General features: G+C 69.1%; 18 protein-coding genes. 5 read left to right on the top strand and 13 right to left on the bottom strand.

The features are described from left to right. Nucleotides 1-10: 10 nt before the first annotated feature. From ACSQ9I_RS06475 to ACSQ9I_RS06450, 6 genes are all read right to left on the bottom strand, one after another. The gene (locus ACSQ9I_RS06475; protein WP_436312627.1) at nt 11-1,309 is read right to left on the bottom strand and encodes an amino acid deaminase; all 1,299 of its coding nucleotides are present in this window, start codon (nt 1,307-1,309) and stop codon (nt 11-13) included. After that, nucleotides 1,306-2,277 (bottom strand): ABC transporter ATP-binding protein, encoded by a 972-nt coding sequence (locus ACSQ9I_RS06470; RefSeq protein WP_436315720.1) that lies wholly within the window; start codon nt 2,275-2,277, stop codon nt 1,306-1,308. The genes ACSQ9I_RS06475 and ACSQ9I_RS06470 overlap by 4 nt, the downstream gene beginning before the upstream one ends. A 127-nt stretch (nt 2,278-2,404) precedes the next feature. After that, entirely contained in the window at nt 2,405-3,439 is a 1,035-nt protein-coding gene (locus tag ACSQ9I_RS06465) for an ABC transporter ATP-binding protein (RefSeq protein WP_436312626.1), read from the bottom strand. After that, entirely contained in the window at nt 3,439-4,278 is an 840-nt protein-coding gene (locus tag ACSQ9I_RS06460) for an ABC transporter permease (protein ID WP_436312625.1), read from the bottom strand. Before ACSQ9I_RS06460 ends, ACSQ9I_RS06465 begins: the two co-directional genes overlap by 1 nt. 3 nt (nt 4,279-4,281) lie before the next feature. After that, entirely contained in the window at nt 4,282-5,223 is a 942-nt protein-coding gene (locus ACSQ9I_RS06455) for an ABC transporter permease (RefSeq protein WP_093108981.1), read from the bottom strand. 88 nt (nt 5,224-5,311) lie between these two features. Continuing rightward, nucleotides 5,312-6,856, bottom strand: a complete 1,545-nt coding sequence (locus tag ACSQ9I_RS06450; protein WP_436293882.1) for an ABC transporter substrate-binding protein — start codon at nt 6,854-6,856, stop codon at nt 5,312-5,314. A gap of 154 nt (nt 6,857-7,010) precedes the next feature. Here ACSQ9I_RS06450 and ACSQ9I_RS06445 point away from each other — a divergent pair, with 154 nt between their 5' ends. Beyond that, on the top strand, nt 7,011-7,397 hold the full coding sequence (locus ACSQ9I_RS06445; RefSeq protein ID WP_093108983.1) for a RidA family protein: 387 nt from the start codon (nt 7,011-7,013) through the stop codon (nt 7,395-7,397). 16 nt (nt 7,398-7,413) lie between these two features. Here ACSQ9I_RS06445 and ACSQ9I_RS06440 read toward each other — a convergent pair whose 3' ends face one another. From ACSQ9I_RS06440 to ACSQ9I_RS06430, 3 genes are all read right to left on the bottom strand, one after another. After that, on the bottom strand, nt 7,414-8,004 hold the full coding sequence (locus tag ACSQ9I_RS06440; RefSeq protein ID WP_436312624.1) for an ATP-dependent Clp protease proteolytic subunit: 591 nt from the start codon (nt 8,002-8,004) through the stop codon (nt 7,414-7,416). Nucleotides 8,005-8,074: 70 nt separating this feature from the next. Next, nucleotides 8,075-8,839, bottom strand: a complete 765-nt coding sequence (gene lolD, locus ACSQ9I_RS06435) for a lipoprotein-releasing ABC transporter ATP-binding protein LolD (RefSeq protein WP_436312623.1) — start codon at nt 8,837-8,839, stop codon at nt 8,075-8,077. After that, nucleotides 8,832-10,088, bottom strand: a complete 1,257-nt coding sequence (locus ACSQ9I_RS06430) for a lipoprotein-releasing ABC transporter permease subunit (protein ID WP_093108986.1) — start codon at nt 10,086-10,088, stop codon at nt 8,832-8,834. The genes lolD and ACSQ9I_RS06430 overlap by 8 nt, the downstream gene beginning before the upstream one ends. A gap of 122 nt (nt 10,089-10,210) precedes the next feature. Here ACSQ9I_RS06430 and ACSQ9I_RS06425 point away from each other — a divergent pair, with 122 nt between their 5' ends. From ACSQ9I_RS06425 to ACSQ9I_RS06410, 4 genes are read left to right on the top strand one after another with little or no spacing between them, the layout of a single operon-like run. After that, on the top strand, nt 10,211-11,173 hold the full coding sequence (locus ACSQ9I_RS06425; RefSeq protein ID WP_436312622.1) for a hypothetical protein: 963 nt from the start codon (nt 10,211-10,213) through the stop codon (nt 11,171-11,173). Beyond that, nucleotides 11,173-12,882: a single-stranded-DNA-specific exonuclease RecJ gene (gene recJ, locus ACSQ9I_RS06420; protein ID WP_436312621.1), complete on the top strand. Its 1,710-nt coding sequence runs from the start codon at nt 11,173-11,175 to the stop codon at nt 12,880-12,882. The genes ACSQ9I_RS06425 and recJ overlap by 1 nt, the downstream gene beginning before the upstream one ends. 2 nt (nt 12,883-12,884) lie before the next feature. Then, nucleotides 12,885-13,766 carry an NUDIX hydrolase gene (locus tag ACSQ9I_RS06415; protein WP_436312620.1) on the top strand — a complete coding sequence of 294 codons (882 nt, stop codon included), beginning with the start codon at nt 12,885-12,887 and terminating at the stop codon, nt 13,764-13,766. Nucleotides 13,767-13,777: 11 nt separating this feature from the next. Then, nucleotides 13,778-14,383 carry a hypothetical protein gene (locus ACSQ9I_RS06410; RefSeq protein ID WP_436312619.1) on the top strand — a complete coding sequence of 202 codons (606 nt, stop codon included), beginning with the start codon at nt 13,778-13,780 and terminating at the stop codon, nt 14,381-14,383. Here ACSQ9I_RS06410 and ACSQ9I_RS06405 read toward each other — a convergent pair. Genes ACSQ9I_RS06405 through ACSQ9I_RS06390 form a run of 4 tightly spaced genes read right to left on the bottom strand, consistent with a single transcriptional unit; the run spans nt 14,359 to nt 20,777 of the window. Then, nucleotides 14,359-15,483, bottom strand: coding sequence for a GSU2403 family nucleotidyltransferase fold protein (locus ACSQ9I_RS06405; protein ID WP_436312618.1), 1,125 nt, complete (start codon nt 15,481-15,483; stop codon nt 14,359-14,361). The two genes, ACSQ9I_RS06410 and ACSQ9I_RS06405, sit on opposite strands and share 25 nt — an antisense overlap. A 41-nt stretch (nt 15,484-15,524) precedes the next feature. Further along, complete coding sequence (locus ACSQ9I_RS06400; protein WP_436312617.1) at nt 15,525-16,193, bottom strand: hypothetical protein; 669 nt, start codon at nt 16,191-16,193, stop codon at nt 15,525-15,527. A 40-nt stretch (nt 16,194-16,233) separates the two neighbouring features. Next, a complete protein-coding gene (locus tag ACSQ9I_RS06395) occupies nt 16,234-17,247 on the bottom strand; it encodes a response regulator transcription factor (protein ID WP_093108992.1) in 1,014 nt (337 codons plus the stop codon). After that, nucleotides 17,244-20,777: a hybrid sensor histidine kinase/response regulator gene (locus ACSQ9I_RS06390; protein ID WP_436312616.1), complete on the bottom strand. Its 3,534-nt coding sequence runs from the start codon at nt 20,775-20,777 to the stop codon at nt 17,244-17,246. Before ACSQ9I_RS06390 ends, ACSQ9I_RS06395 begins: the two co-directional genes overlap by 4 nt. Nucleotides 20,778-20,830 lie beyond the last annotated feature (53 nt).

The following is a 20,830-nucleotide window of genomic DNA, read 5'->3' as shown; positions in this document are numbered from 1 at the left end:
ACGGGCGCCATCAGAAGTGCATGGCCACCGCATCGCTGATGCGGTAGTCCTCTTCGACCACCGGCATCCAGTGCCACTTGTCGAAGGTGGTGCAGGGGTGCGAGATGCCGAGGGCGACGCGCTCGCCGACCGCGGGCGCCTGCGGCTCCTCGGCATCGTCCCAGCGCAGGTAGGCATGCTGGTCGTTCAGCGCCGTGATCTTCCAGCCCGGCGGCACCGCGGCGGGCACCAGGCTGCCGCGCGCGGCGCGCGCGATCGGCACCGGCAGCGAAAGGTCGAAGGAGATGTCGCGCTTGCCGACCGCGAGGATCGCGAGCTTCGGTTCGGGGCGCGACTGCACCGTGGCCCACACCTCCATCGCAGGGCGCAGGCTCTCGCCGCAGTCGCAGCCCAACCGTTCGTCCACGGCACTCAGCATGCGCTGGTAGAAGCCGTGGTCGTGCGTCACGTAGCAGCCCGAGCGCAGCAGGCCGCGCACGCGGGCCTGGAGCGCCGGCTTCAGGCGGCCGGCCACCAGGTCGAAGATCGCGGAGCCGCCGGCCGAGACCAGCACCTCGTCGGTGTCGAACAGACTGTGGAGGTCGCAATGGCGGGCCACGGCCTCGACGCGGTCCATCAGCGTGTTCGCATAGGTCGTGTCGGGCCCGCTCTCGCCGGTGGCGCCCTGCCCTTCGTAGCATTCGATGCCGGCGAGCTTGACGGCGTCGCTCTCGTGCAGGCGGGTGGCGAGCGTGACCGCTTCCTCGTGCGTGCGGCAGCCGGTGCGCGCGCCCTCGACGCCGATTTCGAGCATCACCTCGAAAGGCAGGTGCTCGGGGTGGCGCTCTGCCCAGTCCTCGATCAGCGCAAGCTGCGCCAGCGAATCGACCAGAAACACGACGCGCAGGTCTATGTGCGCGTGCAGCAGCAGCTGGATGCCGGCCAGGTCTTCGTCGTTCACCACCTGGTTGGCGATCAGCGTGCGCCGCGCGCCGGCGGCCACGCCGACGGCGAGCTGCGTCACGGTCGCGAAAGTGAGGCCCCAGGCGCCGGCGTCGAGCTGGCGCTTGAAGAGCTGCGGCGACATGGTGGTCTTGCCGTGCGGCGCGAGGTCGATGCCCCACTGGCGCACGCGCGCCTGCATCCACTGGAGGTTGTGTTCCAGCGCCTCGCGCTTGAGCACGGCCAGCGGCAGCGGCAGGTCGCCGGCCAGCACATGCCAGCCGGCCTTGCCGATCTCGCTGCGGCGCTTCGGCGGCTGGGTGCGCGGGTAGCCCTTGAAGCCGGTGTTGAGCAGCGGATCGATGAAGTCGTCGTATTCGGTGGTCATAGGGAAATCAGCTCTTTGCGGATGCAGGCGGAAAAATGGCCCGGTGCGAGTTCGTCCAGCGGCGGCACGGTCTGGGCGCAGGCCTCGATGGCATGCGGACAGCGCGTGCGGAACACGCAGCCGGACGGCGGCGCGACCGGGCTCGGGATGTCGCCCTTCAGCGCGACGTGTTCGTTGGGCAGCAGCGGATCGGGCTTCGGGCTCGCGGCCAACAGGGCTCGCGTGTAGGGATGCTGCGGGCGCTCGAAGAGTTCGCTGGTGGTCGCCACTTCCATCACCTTGCCGAGGTAAAGCACGACCACGCGGTCGCACAGGTATTCCACCACGTCCAGGTCGTGCGAGATGAATAGCATCGTCAGCGACAGGCGTTCGCGCAGATCGGCCAGCAGGTTGATCACCTGCGACTGGATCGACACGTCCAGCGCCGACAGCGGCTCGTCGGCGACGATGAACTCGGGCTCGACGGCAAGCGCGCGCGCCACGCCGATGCGCTGCCGCTGGCCGCCCGAGAACTCGTGCGGAAAGCGGCTTGCATGCTCGGGGCGCAGGCCCACGGTTTCGAGCAGTTCGGCGATGCGCTTGTCGCGTGCAACGGCGCCCTTGTGCAGCCCGTGCGTGGCCAGCGCCTCGCCGAGGATGGCGCTGATGCGCATCTTCGGGTTGAGGCTCGCGTACGGGTCCTGGAAGATGATCTGCAGCTTGCTGCGCAGCTTTCGCAGCGGCCCGGAAGAGAGCTTGCCGATGTCGTCGCCGCGGTAGAGCACCTCGCCCTCCGTGCGCTCGACCAGGCGCAGCAGCGTGCGGCCGATGGTGCTCTTGCCGGAGCCCGATTCGCCGACCAGGCCCAGCGTTTCGCCGGCGCGGATCGCGAAGGAAACGTCGTCGACCGCGCGCACCGGGCGCTCGCCGCTGCCGAAGTATTTCTTGAGGCCTCGGACCTCGATCAGGGGGACTGCGGCAGTGGTCATGGGCACGTGGTATTGGCTCCTTCTCCCGCAGGCGGGAGAGGGCGGGGGATGAGGGCGGGGGCCTCGGGATGCACCCTCACCCCGGCCCTCTCCCGCGAACGGGAGAGGGAGCAAGGCGGCGGCGTACTCATGCGGCCCTCGCGAGTGGTTGGATCGCCGGCACGCGGATGCAGCGCGCCTGCCGATCGGGGTGGGTTTCGACGAGCGGCGGGATGGCCTGCAGGCAGGCTTCCGCCGCATGGTCGCAGCGCGGCTCGAAGGCGCAGCCCGGCGGCGGCGCCAGCGGGCTCGACACCTGGCCGCGAATCGCGAACAGCCGCTTGGGCTTGGCCCCTCCGCGCAGGTGCGCCTTGCCGGGCAGACAGGCCAGCAGGCCCTGCGTGTAGGGATGCTCGGGCGTGGCGAACAGCGGCCGCACCGGTGCGCTCTCGACCACGCGACCCGCATACATCACGACCACGTCGTCGGCATGGTGCGCCACCACGCCGAGGTTGTGGGTGATGAACAGGATGCTCATGCCGGTCTCGGCCTGCAGCCGGCGCATCAGCTCGAGGATCTGCGCCTGGATCGTGACGTCGAGCGCGGTGGTGGGCTCGTCGGCGATCAAGAGCGTCGGGTCGCAAGCCATGGCCAGCGCGATCATCACGCGCTGGCGCATGCCGCCCGAGAGCTGGTGCGGGTATTCATGCAGGCGCCGCGCCGCGGCCGGGATCTCGACCAGCTCCAGCATGCGCAGCGCATGCGCGAGCGCGGCCTTGCGGTCCAGTCCCTTGTGCAGGCGCACGCTCTCGGCGATCTGCTCGCCGATGGTGAAGACCGGGTTCAGGCTGGTCATCGGCTCCTGGAAGATCATGGCGAGCTCGTTGCCGCGCAGGCGCCGCATGTCGCGGTCCCCGAGCGTGAGCAGGTCGACCATGCGGCCGTCGCGCGTGGCGAAGGCGGTCTCGCCGCTCATCTGTGCGTTGGCGGTCTTGGGCAAGAGACGCATCAGCGTCAAGCTGGTGACCGACTTGCCCGAGCCCGACTCGCCGACCAGCGCGGTGGTCTTGCCGGGCTGGATCGAGAAGCTCACCTCGGCCACCGAACGCACGAGACCGTCTTCGGTGGGGAAGGAGGTGCCGAGATTGCGTACCGCGAGACGTGGAGTTGCGTGCATCGTCATCACGTTGCCTTCTTGAGCTTGGGGTCCAGCAGGTCGCGCACGCCGTCGCCCAGCAACTGCAGCGAGAGCGCGGTGAAGATGATCGCCAACCCCGGAAACAGCACGACCCAGAAGGCCCGGTCCGCATACTGCTGGCTGCCCGCGACCATGGTGCCCCAGGTCGGGATCTCGGGCGGCACGCCGACGCCGAGGAAGGACAGGCCCGCCTCCGCCAGGATGGCGTAGGCGAAGATGAAGGACACCTGCACCAGGATCGGCGACATCAGGTTGGGCAGGATGTGGCGCCACAGGATGCGCGAGGTGCGCACGCCCAAGGCGCGCACGGCTTCGACGAAGAGCAGCTCGCGCACCACCAGCGTGGAGGCGCGCACCACGCGCGCGACGCGCGGCGTGTAGACCAGCACCAGCGCCAGCACCACGTTGCCCAGCGAGGCGCCGAGGATGGCGACCAGCGCGATCGCGAGCAGGATGTCGGGGAAGGACATCATCGCGTCGACCACGCGCATCAGCGGCGCATCGAGCCGGCGGAAGAAGCCGGCCACCAGGCCCAGGAGGGTGCCCGCGATCACCGAGCCCAGCGCCGTCAGCGCCGCGATCGCGAGCGAATAGCGCGCGCCGTGGACGATGCGCGAGTACATGTCGCGCCCCAGCTCGTCGGTACCCATCAGGTGCGCGGCGCTCGGCGGCTTGAGGCGGTCGAGCACGGCCGTGTCGTTGGGGTCGGCCGAGGCGAACCATGGCGCGCCGAGCGCGAGCACCGCGATCACCAGCAGCACCAGGGACGAGACCATCACGATGCGGCGGTGCATCAGCTGGCGGAGCATTCGAGGCATTTGCATGATTCAGATCTTCACGCGCGGGTCGACCACGGCGTACAACAAGTCGATCGAGAAGTTGATGAGCACGTAGATCGCAGCGATCACGAGCAAGGCTCCCTGGATCACCGGATAGTCGCGCCGCAGCACCGCGTTCACCACCAGGTTGCCGACGCCGGGCAGGCCGAACACCGTCTCGGTGACGACGGCGCCGCCGATCATCAGCGCGATGGTGAGCCCCAGCACGGTGACGATCGGCACCAGCGCGTTGCGCAGCGCATGCTTGAGCACCACCGTGCTTTCCGCCAGGCCCTTGGAACGCGCCGTGCGCACATAGTCCTCGCCCAGCACGTCGAGCATCGAGGCGCGCGTGAAGCGGATGATCAACGCCGAGTTCAAGAGCCCCAGCACCGCGGCCGGCAGGATCAGCGCATGCAGGCGCTCGGCCAGCGGCGCGTCGGGCGCGCCGTAGCCCGAAACCGGGAACCAGCCGAGCGAGACCGCGAAGAGCTGGATCAGCACGATGCCGAGCCAGAAGCTCGGGATGCTGGCGCCGAGCATCGCGATGCCGGTGAACACCTGGTCGACCACGCGCCCGCGGAACACCGCCGAGACGATGCCGCAGGGCAGCCCGATCAGCGCCGCGATCGCCACCGCCATCAGCGCCAGCAGCGTGGTCGGCTCCGCGCGCTCCATGAGCGCCTGCGTGACCGGCCGCTGCAGAAAGATCGACTGGCCCAGGTTGCCCTGCAGCACTTCGCGCAGCCAGTAGCCGAACTGCACCGGCAGCGGCTTGTCGAGGCCGTATTCCTTTTGCACGCGCGCGATGTCGGCGGCGGTGGCCTGGTCACCGAGCAGCACCGAGACCGGATCGCCCGAGGCGGCGCGCGTGAGGATGAAGACCAGCACCGCCACGATGGCGAGCACGACCAGCATGCCCGCGAGGCGGGACGAGAGATAGCGGACCATTCAGTTCTCCGACCGTTCGCCCTGAGCTTGTCGAAGGGCTTGCACGTGCGACGACGGCTTCGACAAGCTCAGCCCGAACGGGGTGGGGTTACTTGATGCGCGTATTCCAGAAATACGGCCAGGTGGCCGGCTGGTAGTTGTCCAGCGCCGGGCTCTTGGCCGACAGCCCGTTGAACTTGCCGACGTTCACGTAAGGCACCTCGTCGTAGACCACCTGCTGCACCTTGCCCCACAGCGCGCCGCGCTTGGCGGGATCGCTCTCGACATTGAAGGCGGACAGCGCGGCCTTCTTGGCTGGCGAATCCCACCAGCCCGGCGCGCCGTCGCCGAGCTGCGGCGGCGAGAGCATCGGCTCGGGGAACTGGCCCGAATGCGTGACGTAGACGTCCCACAGCTTCGGGTCGTTGCGGCGCTGCACCAGAGTGGCCCAGTCGACCACGTTGAGATCGACCTTGAAGCCGGCGCGCTTGAGCTGCTCGGCCATCAAGAGCGCCATGTTGTAGTGGAAGTCGTACTGGCGGCTGGTCAGCACGCGGATCGGCTCGCCCTTGTAGCCGGCCTTGGCGGCGGCCTCCTTCGCCTTGGGCGCATTGCGCTGGTTGTAGAGATCGGTGCCGCCCGTGGCATAGAAGGGCGAGCCCTTGGGGAAGTGATTGCCTTCGGCGACGAAGAAGCGCGTGTCGCCGAAGCCGGCCGCGAGCATCTCGCCCTCGCCGAGCGCGACCTGGATCGCCTGGCGCAGCGGCTGGCTGGCGGCCACGCCTTCCTTGGTGTTGAAGACGAGGTAGGGGAAGCCGAAGGACGGCGTCATGATCGGCAGCGTCTTGCCGCTGGCCTTCTCGAGGCGCGCCAGGGCTTCCACCGGCAGCAGGTCGGCAAAGTCGTACTGGCCGGCCAGCGCGCCTTCGACGCGCGTGTTGGCATTGGGCACCGGCACGAAGCGAAGTTCCTCGATCGCCGCCTCGCGCTTGCCGCCGTAGCCACTCGCGGGCTCCTTGCGAGCGCTGTACTTGTCGAAGCGCGTGAGCAGCACGTACTGGTCGGGCCGGCGCTCCTTGAACTTGTAGGGACCGGTGCCGACAAAATCCTTCAGCGGCTGCGCGATCGAGTCCTTGGCCATGATCGCGGCCATGCCGCTGGGCAGCGCCAGCTGGGCGAGCAGCGGCGCGTAGGGCGCCTTGAGCACCAGCTCGACGCCCAGCGGGCCCTTGGCCTTGAGGCTCTCGAGCTCCTTGCCCACCGCCTTGCCGCGCGGTGACTGCTCGATCCAGCGCTGCAGGCTCGCGACCACATCGTCGGCGTTCAGTTCGCGGCCGTTGTGCAGCATTACGCCCTTGCGCAGGGTGATGGCGTAGGCCTTGCCGTCGGCCGAGATCTTCGGCATCGATTCGGCCAGCATCGGCACCACGTTCCACTTCGCATCGAAGGTGTAGAGCGGCTCGTAGACGTGCTGCATGATCGTGCCGACCAGGTCGGCGGTGGAGGCCATCGGGTCCAGCGTCTGCGGCTCGGCCACCATGGCAAGGGTCGCGAAATTGCGCGGCCCCTGGGCCTGGGCCGGCGCCACGGCGAACAGCAAACTGACGAGGAACGCGCCGAGCAGGCTGCGCTTCGAGAGGCCGGGGGTCTGCATGTGAAACTCCTTCGTGGGTCGGATGATGTGAAAAATATTTTCTCTTCGGCCGGACTTTGAAGCATCAAACATGCCAAATCACGCGTGTAAACCCTATGTTTCAGGATTTTTACTGAAATAGAATTTCAATCCACACTCAACCCAGGAGCTTTTCATGCCGCTCGAATACCTCGGTGCATCCCCCAAGGCCTCGGACAACCAGGTCCGCCCCTTCTCCCCGGCCGTGCGCGCGGGCGACTTCATCTATGTGTCGGGACAGGTGCCCGCCGATGCGAACGGCGAGATCGTGGTCGGCGGCATCGAGGCTCAGACCCGGCAGGTCATGGAGAACATCAAGTCGGTGCTCGCGCTGGCCGGCGCGACGCTCGACGACGTCTGCAAGACCACCGTGTGGCTGCAGGACGCGCGCGATTTCGGTGCCTTCAATCGCGTCTACATGGGCTATTTCGGTGCCGGCCGGCCCGCGCGCTCGACCACCGAGGCGCGCCTGATGGTCGACGCCAAGGTCGAGATCGACGTGGTGGCCTACAAGCCGAAGTAAGCCGGCAGCTGCGCGCCTAGGGGCGCAGCTCGCTCTTGCGCTGGATGATGCGCGACACCAGCCCGTAGTCGATCGCCTCCTCCGCCGACAGCCATCGGTCGCGTTCGATGTCGGCGAGCACGGCGTCCAGCGGCTTGCCGGTCTCGCGCGCGATCGCCTGGGCGACGCGCGTGCGAGCTCGCAGGATCTCGCGTGCGTGGATGGCAATGTCGCTGGCCGGCCCGCCCGCGCCGCCGCTCGGCTGGTGAATGAGGAAGCGCGTATTGGGCAGGCAGAAACGCCGCTCGCGCGGCACCGCCAGGTAGAGGTGCGTGGCGGCGCTGCCGACCCAGCCGGTGCCGATCATGTTCACCGGCGCGCTGATGAAACGCACGAGGTCGTGGATGGCATCGCCCGACTCCAGGTGCCCACCCGGCGAGCTGACCAGGATGTCGATGGGTTCCTGGCTGTCGGCGTCGAGGGCGATGAGCCGGCGCACCACGTCGGCGGCCGACTGGTCCGTGATGGCGCCGAAGATCAGTAGCGTGCGCGATTTGAAGGCCTTCTCTTCCAGGTACGAGCTGCGCTGCTCGAGCGTGGTGGAAGGCGGGAGGTCCGGGGTTTCCATGGGGCTCCTTGCGCTGTCGAACGAAGCCCCAGTGTGGTGACCGCGCCCGGCTTTGGCAAGCGGCCGCAGCTCAGCCTGCGAGACGGCCCGCGGTGAGTCGCAGCACCCGGTCGCAGCGCTTGGCCAGACTCTCGTCGTGCGTGACCACGACGAAGGCCGTGCGGCGCTCGTGCGCGAGCTGCAGCATCAGCGCGAACACGCTGTCGGCCGTGTTGCGGTCGAGGTTGCCGGTGGGCTCGTCGGCCAGCACGCAGTCGGGCTGGGTCACGAGCGCGCGCGCAATGGCAACACGCTGTCGCTCGCCGCCCGAAAGCTCGGCCGGCCGGTGGTGGGTGCGTTCGGCCAGTCCCACGGCGGCCAGCATCAGGTTCGCGGCCCGTGCCGCGGCCTGCGGCTCGGTACGGCGGATCTTCAGCGGCATCGCGACGTTGTCGAGCGCGCTGAACTCCGGCAGCAGGTGGTGGAACTGGTAGACGAAACCCAGGTGCGCATTGCGCAGCCGGCCCTGCTCGGCCGCATCGACATGCGCGATGTTCTTGCCGTGCAATTCCACGCTGCCGGCCGTGGGCGCATCGAGCCCGCCCATCAGGTGCAGCAGCGTGCTCTTGCCCGAACCCGAGGCGCCGACGATGGCGAGCGTCTCGCCCGCGCGCACGTCGAGGTCGACGCCGTGCAGCACGGTGAGATCGATGCGGCCTTCGTGGAAGCGCTTGGTGAGGCCTCTGACTTGCAGGACGACCCCACCATCGGCGCCGGGCCGCCCCAAGCCGATGGCAGCCCCCTCGGGGGGCAGCGAGGACACGTCAGTGCCGAGCGTGGGGGCCCGCTTATTCATAGCGCAAGGCCTCCGCAGGGTTGACACGGCTGGCGCGCCAGCTCGGGTAGAGCGTGGCCACGAAGGACAGCGCAAGCGAGATCAGCGCGATCGGCATGATGTCGCCGCGCTGCGGATCGCTCGGCATCTTGCTGATGAGGTAGATGTCCTGCGGCAGGAAGCGCGCGTTGAAGAGCCGCTCCAGCGCCGGCACGATGACGTCGATGTTGTAGGCGATGCCCAGGCCCAGCAGCAGCCCGCCGAGCGTGCCGATCACGCCCACCATCGCGCCCTGCACGACGAAGATGCCCATGATGCTGCGCGGGCTCGAGCCCAGCGTGCGCAGGATCGCGATGTCGGCACGCTTGTCGGTCACCGTCATCACCAAGGTCGAGACCAGGTTGAAGGCCGCGACCGCGACGATCAGCGTGAGGATGATGAACATCATGCGTTTCTCGACCTGCACGGCCGCGAACCAGGTCTTGTTCTGGCGCGTCCAGTCGCGGATCAGGAATTCGCCGGGCAGCGTGACGGCCAGCTGATCGGCCACCTCGCGCGCCTGGTGCAGGTCCTTGAGCTTGAGGCGCAGGCCGCTCGGCCCTTCGAGCCGGAACACGCGGGCCGCGTCCTGCTCGTGGATCATCGCGAGCGCCGAGTCGTATTCGTAGTGGCCCGAATCGAAGGTGCCGACCACGGTGAACTGCTTCAGGCGCGGCACCACGCCGGCCGGCGTGACCTGGCCGCCGGGCGCGATCAGCGTGACCTGGTCGCCCACGCGCACGAAGAGCGAGCGCGCCAGCTCGACGCCGAGCACGATGCCGAATTCGCCCGGCACCAGCTTCGCCAGTGCACCGTGTTGCGCGGTGGTGGAGATGTCGGTCACCTGCGGCTCCAGCGAAGGCTCGATGCCGCGCACCAGCGTGCCTTTCATGTCCTCGCCGCGCGCGATCAGCGCCTGCGCGGCGATGAAGGGCGCGACGCCGACGACGTTGGGGTTCTTGCGTGCCGCCGCGGCAATCGCATCGATGTCGGCCAGTGCCTGGCCGTCGCGCGAAAAGATCTCGATGTGCGAGATCACGCCGAGCATGCGGTCGGTCACTTCCTTCTGGAAGCCGTTCATCACGGAGAGCACGATGATCAACGCCGCCACGCCCAGCGCGATGCCGAACATCGAGACGCCAGAGATGAAGGAGATGAAGCCGTTGCGCCGCGTCGCCCGGCCCGCGCGCGTGTAGCGCCAGCCGAGCTGCAGTTCGTAGGGGAGTCGCATCAGGTATCTCGCCGGGCCGCCCCAAGAGAGACCTGCGCCCCCTCGGGGGGCAGCGATGACACGGCATGCAGAGCGTGGGGGTCGTTCATCGCTCGGATTGTGGCATCCCGGACAATAGGCCCATGCCCGCCTTGTCTACTTCGCACCATTTGCTGATCCCCTTCGCCGGCCGCAGCTCGCCGGCCTGCCGCGAAGCACTGACGGGCCTGCGTCTGCCGAAGCTGGAATCGCTGCTCTCGCGCCTGGCGCTGGTGCACGAAGACACGCAGGACGAAAGCACGCTCTCGCCACCCCACGAACGTGCGCTGGCCGCGGCGCTCGGCATCGAAGCCGCCGATGGGCAGATCCCGTGGGCGGCGCTGGAAGCGAAACAGGCCGGGCTCTCGCCTACCAGTGACGGCGACAGCTGGGGCATCGCAACCCTGTGTCACTGGCAGGTGGGCATCGACGACGTGGTGCTGGGTGATCCAGCCGCGATCCGGATCGACGCGGCCGAATCCGGCGCCCTGCTCGCGGCCGCGCGCCCCTTCTTCGAGGAAGACGGCATCGCGCTGCACGCCACGCCCACGCCGGGCCGCTGGCTTGCGCAAGGCCAGGTGTTCGACGGCCTGGCCACCGCCTCGATCGACCGCGCGATCGGCTACCCCATTTCGCAGTGGTCACCGCTCGCCGACGGTGCCCGGTCGCTGCGCCGGCTGCAGAACGAGATGCAGATGCTGCTCTACACCGAGCGCGTGAACGACGAGCGCACTGCGCGCGGCGTGCCGCCGATCAATTCCTTCTGGCTCAGCGGCACCGGCCGCCTCCCCCCTTCCTTCGGCGACGCGCGGCCCACTGTCGCCGACGCGCTGCGTGCTCCCGCGTTGCGCGACGATGCCGCCGCCTGGACCGCGGCCTGGGGCGAGGTGGACGCCGGCCCGGTGGCCGAGCTGCTGGCCGTGTACACCGAAGGCGCCGACGTGGCGATCACGCTGTGCGGCGACCGCGGCGCGCGACGCTTCGGCGTGCAGCAGCGCGGCCTGGCACGCTGGGCCAAGTCCTTGTTCCAGCGAGAGAGCGCACCGGCCGTGCTGGAAGCGCTGTGATGAAGATCGTCGCCCGAGACATCCCCCCGCGCAGCGCCTGGGCGCTCGAACAGGCCGGCGTGCATCCCTTGCTGGCACGGCTCTATGCCGCGCGCGGCGTGCAGGGCAAGGACGAGCTCGACGACGGCCTCGTGCGCCTGCTCGCACCCGCCACCCTGCGCGGCGCGCGCGAGGCCGCGGTGCTCCTGGCCGATGCGATCCGCGACGACAAGCGCCTGTGCATCGTGGCCGACTACGACTGCGACGGCGCCACGGCCTGCGCGGTGGCCGTGCGTGGCCTGCGCCTGCTCGGCGCGAAGCAGGTGAGCTACCTGGTGCCCGACCGCGTGATCGACGGCTACGGCCTCACGCCGCCGATCGCCGAGCGCGTGGCCGCGAGCGGCGCCGACGTGCTGATCACAGTCGACAACGGCATCGCGAGCGTCGAGGGCGTGGCCGCCGCCAAGGCGCGCGGGCTCGCGGTGCTGGTGACCGACCACCACCTGCCCGGCCCGGCGCTGCCCGCGGCCGACGTGCTGGTGAATCCCAACCAGCCCGGCTGCGAGTTCGAAAGCAAGAGCATCGCGGGCGTCGGCGTGATGTTCTATGTGCTGCTGGCCTTGCGCTCCGAGCTGCGTGCGCGCGGCGTGTTCGATGTCGCGACGCAACCCAAGCTCGATGCGCTTTTGCCGCTGGTTGCGCTCGGCACCGTGGCCGACGTGGTCAGGCTCGACGCCAACAACCGCCGCCTGGTCGCGCAAGGCCTGCGCCGCATCCGCGCTGGTTCCATGCCGGCAGGAATTGCCGCGCTCTTCAAGGCCGCCGGCCGCAATGCGCAGGCAGCCACCACCTTCGACTTCGGCTTCGCACTCGGGCCGCGCATCAATGCGGCCGGACGCCTGGCCGACATGACGCTGGGCATCGAGTGCCTGCTGACCGAGGACGCGGCGCGCGCCGACGAACTGGCGCGCATGCTCGACGGCATCAACCGCGAGCGGCGCGACATCGAGGGCGGCATGCGCGAGCAGGCGCTGATGCTGGCCGAGACGCTGTTCGACGACAGCCAGGCCCCGCCCGCCGCCATCAGCGTGTTCGGCGCGGACTTCCATGAAGGCGTGGTCGGCATCGTCGCCTCGCGGCTCAAGGACCGCTTCCACCGGCCCGCCTTCGTCTTCGCGGCCAGCGCCGCCGACGGCAAGTCGCACGAGCTCAAGGGTTCGGGTCGTTCGATCCCGGGCTTCCATCTGCGCGATGCGCTGGACCTGGTGGCCAAGCGCCATCCGGGCGTGCTGCTACGCTTCGGCGGCCATGCGATGGCGGCGGGCTGCACCGTGGCCGAGGAACATTTCGAGACCTTCGAGCGCGCGCTGGCGCAGGTGGCGATGGAATGGCTCGATGCCGCAGCGCTGACGCGGCGGCTCGACACCGACGGGCCGCTGGCGCCCGAATACCTGCGCGTCGAACTGGTCGACACCTTGCACCGCGAAGTGTGGGGACAAGGCTTTGCGCCGCCGACCTTCAGCGAAGAGGTCGAGGTCATCTCGCAGCGGCTGGTGGGCGAGAAGCATCTGGCGCTGAAACTCAAGCACCAGGGCAAGCCGGTGGACGGCATCTGGTTCGGCCACACCGAACCGCTGCCGCCGCGCGTGGTGATTGCGTTCCGGCTCGATGCCGACGAGTGGCAGGGCGTGCGGCGGGTGCGCTTCCTGGTGGAAGGCGCCGAGGGCTGAAGATGCAAGCCGCGCGACCCGATGCGCCGCCGGCGCCCATCCGGCCCGCCGCCACCGTGCTCATCTGCCGCGACAGCGCGGCCGGGCCCGAAGTCCTCATGATCCAGCGCCATGCGCTGTCGGACGTGCATGGCGGTTCCTACGTCTTTCCCGGCGGCAAGGTGGATCCGGCGGATGCCGGGCTCGACGCGCAGGCGCGCCTGGACCAGGAACCCGATCGCCTGCACGCGCTGCTGCACGACGAGGACATCGATGCCGCGACCGCCGCGGCGATCCATGTGGCGGCGGCGCGCGAAGTCTTCGAGGAATGCGGCCTGCTGTTCGCGCAGGGACTCGACGCCGAAGCCCTGCGGCAGGCGGCCGCGCTGGCCGCGGCCGGCGTCGCCTTCAACGACATGCTGGGCCGGCTCGGCCTGCGCCTGGACACGCGTGCCCTGCGGCCGTGGTCGCGCTGGATCACGCCGCTGCAGGCCTTGTCATCGCCGGGCAAGCGCTTCGACACGCGCTTCTTCATCGCCGCCGCGCCCGCCGGGCAGCATGCGCGGCACGATGCGCACGAGGCCGTGCACAGCGACTGGCTGCAGCCACGCACCGCGCTCGAAAGCTACTGGCGCGGCGACATCGTTCTGGCCGCGCCGCAGATCATGAGCCTCGCGCACCTGGGCCGCTTCAACAGCGTCGATGCGATGCTGGCCGAGGCCGACAGCCGCCCGCCCTGCCTCGTGCGGCCGCACACCTTCGAGATCGAGGGCATGCGCGCCACCGCCTACCCCGGCGACGAACGCCATCCGGAGCGCATTCGCGTCATGCCCGGGCCGCTGCGTCTGGTGCTGCGCGTCCGGCGGCTGGAGCCACCGGACGGCTTCGACGGGTTCTGGCGCTGACAATCAGCGTCATGGAAGTTCTCACCCTGACGGCCCTGATCTTCTTCGGTGCCTACCTGATCAAGTCCCGCGAGCAGAAGCGGCGCGTCGCGCTCCTTGCCAGCCATCTCGGCAACTACCAGATCGAACACCTGATGGAGCAGCTCACCGATGGCTACCTGCGCTGCCTCGGCGAAAACGACCCCGAGCGCCGCGATCAGATCTGGAGCCTGCTGGCCACCAGCGAGCAGACGCTTGCCGGCCAGTTCACGCGCTTCGCCGCAGAGTTCTCGAAGGTCGGCGCGGCCGACGCGCGCGTGAGCAAGTTCCCGATCGCGCTGCCCTTCGCGCAGACGCTGTTTCCCGGCAGCAGCTTCGACATGCGCGAGGCGCTGGCGATCCACGCGCGGGGCATCGCCGATGCGGTAGCGAACAGCGCTCAGCGCACGCCCAAGAGCAAGGCCTTCACCCTGTCGGCCGAGCTCTTCCTCATGCAGCACACCTGCCACTGGTTCTGCAGGTCGAAGGCGGTCGCCTCGGCACGGCTGCTGGCGCGCCACAAGACCTCCTACGCGCAGGTGCTCGATGCGGTGGCGCCGGCGACGCGGCGCGCCTACGGTGCCTTGGTAGGCGGTTGACGCCGCGGCGCTCGCGGCCGACTGGCGCCGGCAAGCTCTAGCACCATGGTCAGCTGCCCCGCGATCGACGGGTGGTGCTGCGCCAGCAGACGCGTGCCTTCGGCAATACGGCTGCGCCATCCTTTGCCGCGGCCCATGATGTCCTCGGCTGCCTCGTCGAGCGCATACGGGGAGCGCTCGAGTGCGTGCGAAACAATGGCGGCGACCTGCCCCGCATCCTTCTGGATCTTGGTGCGGAACGCCTCTTCGCGCTCGGCCATGACGACCAGCTTGTGCAGCGCGTAGCGCACCGGCGACGGTATGTTCACCATCAGCGCGTGTTCCCCCGAGATCACGGCTGTCTGGGCGATCTTCTCCAGGGAGAATTCCATGAACTTCAGAGGCTGGAGATTCACCTTGAGCGGCTCGTGCCGGTAAACCGCATCGCTCCTACCGGCGGTCGTCAGCAGATCGATCCGCATTTCGCCACCCTTGGAATTCAGGTAGGTGGCGCCAGCCCCGCTCGCGATCGACTTCACCGGAAGCAAGCCCATCTGAAGCGAAGTGATCGCGTCGTGCACGTCGGACTCGGTGTTCGTCGGCAAGGCAAGCGACACATTCTTGCCCGCGTGCGCGAAGTCGATGTCGTTCGTCTTCCAGCCCCCCGTCCACCGCACGCCGAGCATGTTCCCCATAGCGATGAACGCATGTGTGCCGATCAGCACGCCGCCGGCGTTGAAAAAGCCATGCTCCGAGAGCCTGTTGATCACCTTGAAGTGCTGGGGCGTCACGTTCAGGCAGCCAAGCGAAGTGCATGCGCTGGCGAGCCTGGCCAGGCCATCGTGGCCATGCGACTTGCCTTCGGAGCGCAGCCCGATGAGCTCACGCAGGCGCTCATCGTCGGGCCCGAGATAGACCTGGTGGTTCCTGCCGGCCAGATCGCGGAACTGCCAATACCAATAGATGACGCCCTTGACCTCCTTCTTGTTGAAGGAACCGCTCAGATCTGCGATCGAGCGATCGAGCATGCGCGCCTGCGCCTGCTCGACCAGTTCGGCGAAGTTGGTCTGCGCCGAGAGCGACAGATCCTCGAAGAGCGAGGGTTCGGAGACGGTGGCCACGGTTATACTGCGGAGTCCTTCCTGCGCAGTATAGCCACGCTTCAGCGCCCGAACTCGTGATTCAGGCCGATCGCCACGCTGCGCACGCCCCCGGGCCCGGTGCGCGCCGCGCCCACGTCGATGCTGATCAGGGGCGTCAGGCTGAAGCGCGCGCCGACGCGCGAAGTCCAGAGCCCGAAGGCACGGTTGCGCTCGGCGATCAGGGACACGGTGTCGTTCAGCGCCCATTCGCCGGCCAGTCCGCCGCGGCCGCTGCGCGCGCCGGTGCCGGGGGCCCAGTCGGCACCCAGGTTGGCGTGGACCTGCAGGCTGTCGGTCGCGCGCCAGGTCACGGGAACGACGAACTGGCCGCCGGTGCGGCCGCCGTGGCGCGGCAGCTCGAAGGTTGCGCCCATCGAGACGGCCGCGCTCCACTGCGCATCGGGCGCCTGCCCGAGAAAGGTCCACTTGAGCTGCGGGCCCGCCGTGTGCAGGCGATCCCCGGCCACCGCGATGCGATCGATGTTGAGACCCAGCTCGACCGGGCCGACGCGGCAGGCCGGCCCGAGGTGCCAGAGCGTGGTCTGCTGGCTGCGGGTGCGCGTACCCCACAACTCGTACTGGCACTGGCCCCGATCGAGCGTGCCCGCATCGTCGACGTCGAAATGGCCGCCGGCCTGCGCGGAGGCTGCAGCGAACCACAGCGGGGCCATCAGATAGGGTCGAATCATGGCCGCGCATTCTAGGAGCGGCCGGCGTCAATTCATCGGCTCATATTTCGAACTGCGGCTGCAGCTCGCGAATGCGTTTCATTGCCACGCCGGCGGCCGCGGTACGGGTCTCGACGCCAAGCTTCACGTACACGCGCTCCAGATGCTTCTTGGCGGTGGCCGGGCTGCTGCCCAAGATCTCGCCGATGTCCTTGTTGGTCTTGCCCTTGACCACCCAGTACAGAACCTCGGCCTCGCGTGCGGTGAGCTTCAGGCTCAGGCTCATGGCCTCGATCACCGCGGTGCCGGAGACCTCTCGCATGATGATCAGCCAGTCGTCGCCCTCCTCGTCGTGCCCGGTCTGCTGATGCAGCCGCAGGCTGAGGCTGGCGGCGCCCTGCGCGATCGAGAGCACGGGCGGCTCGACCTGGCGCTGCTGCGCGTCGGGCAGGTGCTGGCGCAGCCATTCGAGCACCACCGGCGGCGTGGCCGGCGCGGCCGTGGCGCAGTAGCGCTGCAGCAGGTCGCGCGCCAGCGCGGTCTGCCAGATCAGCCTGCCCTCGGGCATGCGCACGGTGAAGCTCGCGTAGCCGAAGGCATCGAGCGCATTGCGTGCCTGCCCGGCCTGCTGCACCGCCTGCCGCGCGGCGCGCGCGCCCTGCAGGTGCACATTCATGCGCGCCAGCACTTCCTTGGGCTTGATCGGCTTGGTGACGTAGTCGACGCCGCCGGCCTCCAGCGCCGCGACCAGGTGCTCGGTCTCGGTGAGACCGGTCATGAAGACGATCGGGATGTGGGCCGTCGCGGCATCGGCCTTGAGGCGGCGCGCGACTTCGAAGCCGTCGATGCCCGGCATCATCGCGTCGAGCAGCACGATGTCGGGGCGCGCCTGGGCCGCGCGCTGCAGGGCCTGCTCGCCGCTGGTCGCGACCAGCACCGCATAGCCCGATTCGTCGAGTGCATCGTGCAGGACCGCGAGGTTGTCGGGCACGTCGTCGACGATCAGCACCAGGTCGCCGGTGCCGGCGTGCTCGCGCAGGCTGTGCACCAGGGGTGGCGGGGGCTCGCTGCTCATGAGGTGCCCGCCGCCGAATTCAAGGCACGGCTCATGGCCTCGAACTGGAACTGCCGCGCCAGCGTACGCTGCGCCGCCGTCCAGCCCGCGCATTCGGGCTGGGCCGCATCGATGGCGTCGAGCTGGTTCATGATGCCGCGGAAGTAGCCGAGGCCGACGGCCTCCTCGAGCGCTCGCAGGCTGGCCGCATCGGGCAGCACGGCCGCCGGCAGCGAGGGCGCCGGCGGCGGTGCCACGGCGCTGTCGGTCCAGCGCAGCGCGAGCCGGCGCTCGAGCCAGTCGAGCAGCTCGCTGTGGCGCACCGGCTTGACGAAGAAATCCTCGGGCGCGATGCCGACGTCGTTGTCCAGCCGCTTGTCGAAGGCATTGGCCGAGACGATTGCGACGGACGCCTGCGCGAGCCCGAGCGCGCGCGAGCGGCGGATGGTTTCCCAGCCGTCGATGCCGGGCATCGCGAGATCGACGAACATCGCGTCGGGATGCCAGCCGGCGGCGATCAGGTCCAGCGCATCGTGGCCGCTGGCCGCCGTGCGCAGCTCGAAGCCCAGCGGCGCGAGCAGGTGCACGAGCAGTTCGCGGTCGGCCTCTTCGTTGTCGACCACCAGCAGGCGACGGCGCGGGCCTTCGTAGCCGCGCCGCGGCCGGGGCGCGGCCGCGGTCGTGCGCCGCCCGCCGTTGGCCGGCGCCTCGTGCACGCGCGGCAGGAACAGCCGCACCCGAAACACCGAGCCGGCGCCGGGCGCGCTCTGCACGCTCATCTCGCCGCCCATCAGGTCGATCAGCATCTTCGCGATCGTGAGGCCCAGGCCCGCGCCGGGCGCGGACGGGCCGGCGCTCGTGCCGCGCGCGAAGGGCTCGAAGATGCGGCTCAGTTCCTCGGCCGACATGCCGGGCCCGGTGTCCTCGACCTCGATGGCCGCGAACTCTCGCGCATAGCGCAGGCGCAGCGTGACCTGCCCGCTGGCGGTGAACTTGATCGCATTGCCCAGCAGGTTGATGAGGATCTGCCGCACGCGCCGCTCGTCGGCGCGCACCAGCTCGGGCAGTTCGCCGGCGGGTTCGAAGCGGAAGGCCAGGCCCTTCTCGGCCGCCTGCAGCTCGAACATGTCGGCCAGCTCGCTCATGAGCTCGGCGAACTCCATCGGCCTGGCATGCAGCGTGAGCTTGCCAGCCTCGATGTGCGCGATGTCGAGCGTGCCTTCGATCAGCGACAGCAGGTGCTCGCCGCCGCGCTTGATGACCGCCACCGCCTGCTGCCGGTGCGGCGGCACGGCCGCGTCTTCCCCCATCAGCTGCGCATAGCCCAGGATGCTGTTGAGCGGCGTGCGCAGCTCGTGGCTGATGGCGCTGATGTAGCGGCTCTTGGCCTGGTTCGCCTGGTCCGCCTGCTCGCGCGCCTGCTCGGCCGTCTGCTTGGCGGCCTGCAAGGCGCGGTCGGTCTCGCGGTGAAGCTCGATCTCGCGCACCAGCAGGTGGGTCTGGCGGTTCGATTCTTCCTGCGCCACCTTGCGGCTCTGGTGCGCGAGCACCAGCCACCAGGCGACGATGCCGGCGATCAGCAGCAGCGCCATGTAGGCCTTGAGAAAGCCCGAGCGCAGGTGCGCGGGGTTCGCCGCTTCGGCCAGCACCCCTTCGCCCAGGCCGCGCAGTTCCTGCTGGTAGAGCACGCCGAAGACCGCAGCGAGGAGCGGCACCACGATCAGCATCAGCAGCAGGAAGTGGCCGAGCCCGGTATCGAGGTAGGGCCAGACGCGACGCGGCAGCAGCCAGCGCAGCGCGCCCGACCATTGCGCCGAGAGGCTCGCCTGCGGCTTGCAGAGATCACCGCAGCGCGCGTCGAGCGTGCAGCACAGCGAGCAGATCGCGCCCTGGTAGGCGGGGCAGTGCGCCATGTCGGGGCCTTCGTACTCGCGCTCGCAGATCACGCAGCGCTGCGTGCTGAGGCGCCGGTAGCTGCCGGCCTCCGATTCGACGCGCGCCCAGCGCACCGCCGCGCGGCCGGTGGCCGGTTCGAAAGGCGCCGAGCCGCAGTCGTCGGACACCCGCGCGATGTAGTACTTGCCGCGCGTGGCCCAGGCGATCAGCGGCGCCGCGACGAAGGCGGTGCCCAGCGCGATCAGCGCCGAGAAGGCCTGCGCCATCGGCCCGAACACACCCAGGTGCGCCGTGATCGACAGGGCCGAGGCCAGCGCCATCGCGCCGACGCCGACCGGGTTGATGTCCCACAGGTGCGCGCGCTTGAACTCGATGCCCGGCGGCGAGAGGCCCAGCGGCTTGTTGACGACGAGATCCGCCACCACCGCCATCATCCAGGCGATCGCGATGTTGGCGTAGAGGCCGAGCACGTCGCCCAGCGCCTCGAACACGTTCATCTCCATCAGCATGAAGGCGATCAGCGCATTGAACACCACCCACACCACGCGGCCCGGATGACTGTGCGTGACGCGCGAGAAGAAATTGCTCCAGGCGAGCGAGCCCGCATAGGCGTTGGTGACGTTGATCTTGAGCTGCGAGATCACGACGAACAGCGCCGTCGCGGCCACCGCCCAGCCGTATTGGGGGAACACGTACTCGTAGGCGGCCAGGTACATTTGATTGGGGTCGACCGCACGCTCGGGCGGCACCATGTGGCCGATGGCGAGGTAGGCGAGCAGCGCGCCGCCCAGCATCTTGAGCACGCCCAGCACCACCCAGCCCGGCCCGCCGACGAGCACGCCGGCCCACCAGCGCCCGCGGTTGGCAGCGGTGCGGACCGGCATGAAACGCAGGTAGTCGGCCTGCTCGCCCATCTGCGTGATCAGCGCGATGCCGACGGTGAGGGCGGCACCGAACAGGTGCAGATCGAATCCGATGGCGCCGGGCTTGACGCCGTTGTAGTGCACGATGCCGTCGAACGCACCAGGATCGCGCACCAGCACATAGCCGAAGGGCACCACCAGCATCACGAGCCAGATCGGCTGGGTCCACACCTGCAGCCGGCTGATGGCCGAGATGCCGTGCGTGACCAGCGGAATCACCACCAGCGCGCAGACCAGGTAGCCCCACACCACGGGGATGCCCAGCGCCAGCTCGAGCGCATAGGCCATCACCGCCGCCTCGAGCGCGAAGAAGATGAAGGTGAAGGAGGCGTAGATCAGCGAGGTCAGCGTGGAGCCGATGTAGCCGAAGCCGGCGCCGCGCGTGAGCAGGTCCATGTCGACGCCGTAGCGCGCCGCATAGACGCTGATCGGCAGGCCGGCCAGGAAGATGATGAGCCCGGTGACCAGGATCGCCCAGGCCGCATTGATGAAGCCGTACTGCACCAGCAGCGTGGCGCCGACCGCTTCGAGGATCAGGAAGGAGGCCGCGCCGCCGAAGGCCGTGCTCGCCACGCGCCATTCCGACATGCGCCGAAAGCGCTGGGGGGTGTAGCGCAGGGCATAGTCCTCGAGCGTTTCGCGCGCCACCCAGCTGTTGTAGTCGCGCCGAACCTTGACGATGCGCTGCGGGGCTTCGTCGCTCGGGAGCGGGGGAACGGCGGTAGAGTCCACCGGTTCAAAGTGCAGCTTTCGTGCCACGGCACGAGTGTTGCAACATCGCCGCT

The organism is Variovorax sp. LjRoot84, from assembly GCF_964254305.1.
Taxonomy (GTDB): domain Bacteria; phylum Pseudomonadota; class Gammaproteobacteria; order Burkholderiales; family Burkholderiaceae_C; genus Variovorax.
This window is presented reverse-complemented; position numbering and strand designations above follow the sequence as displayed.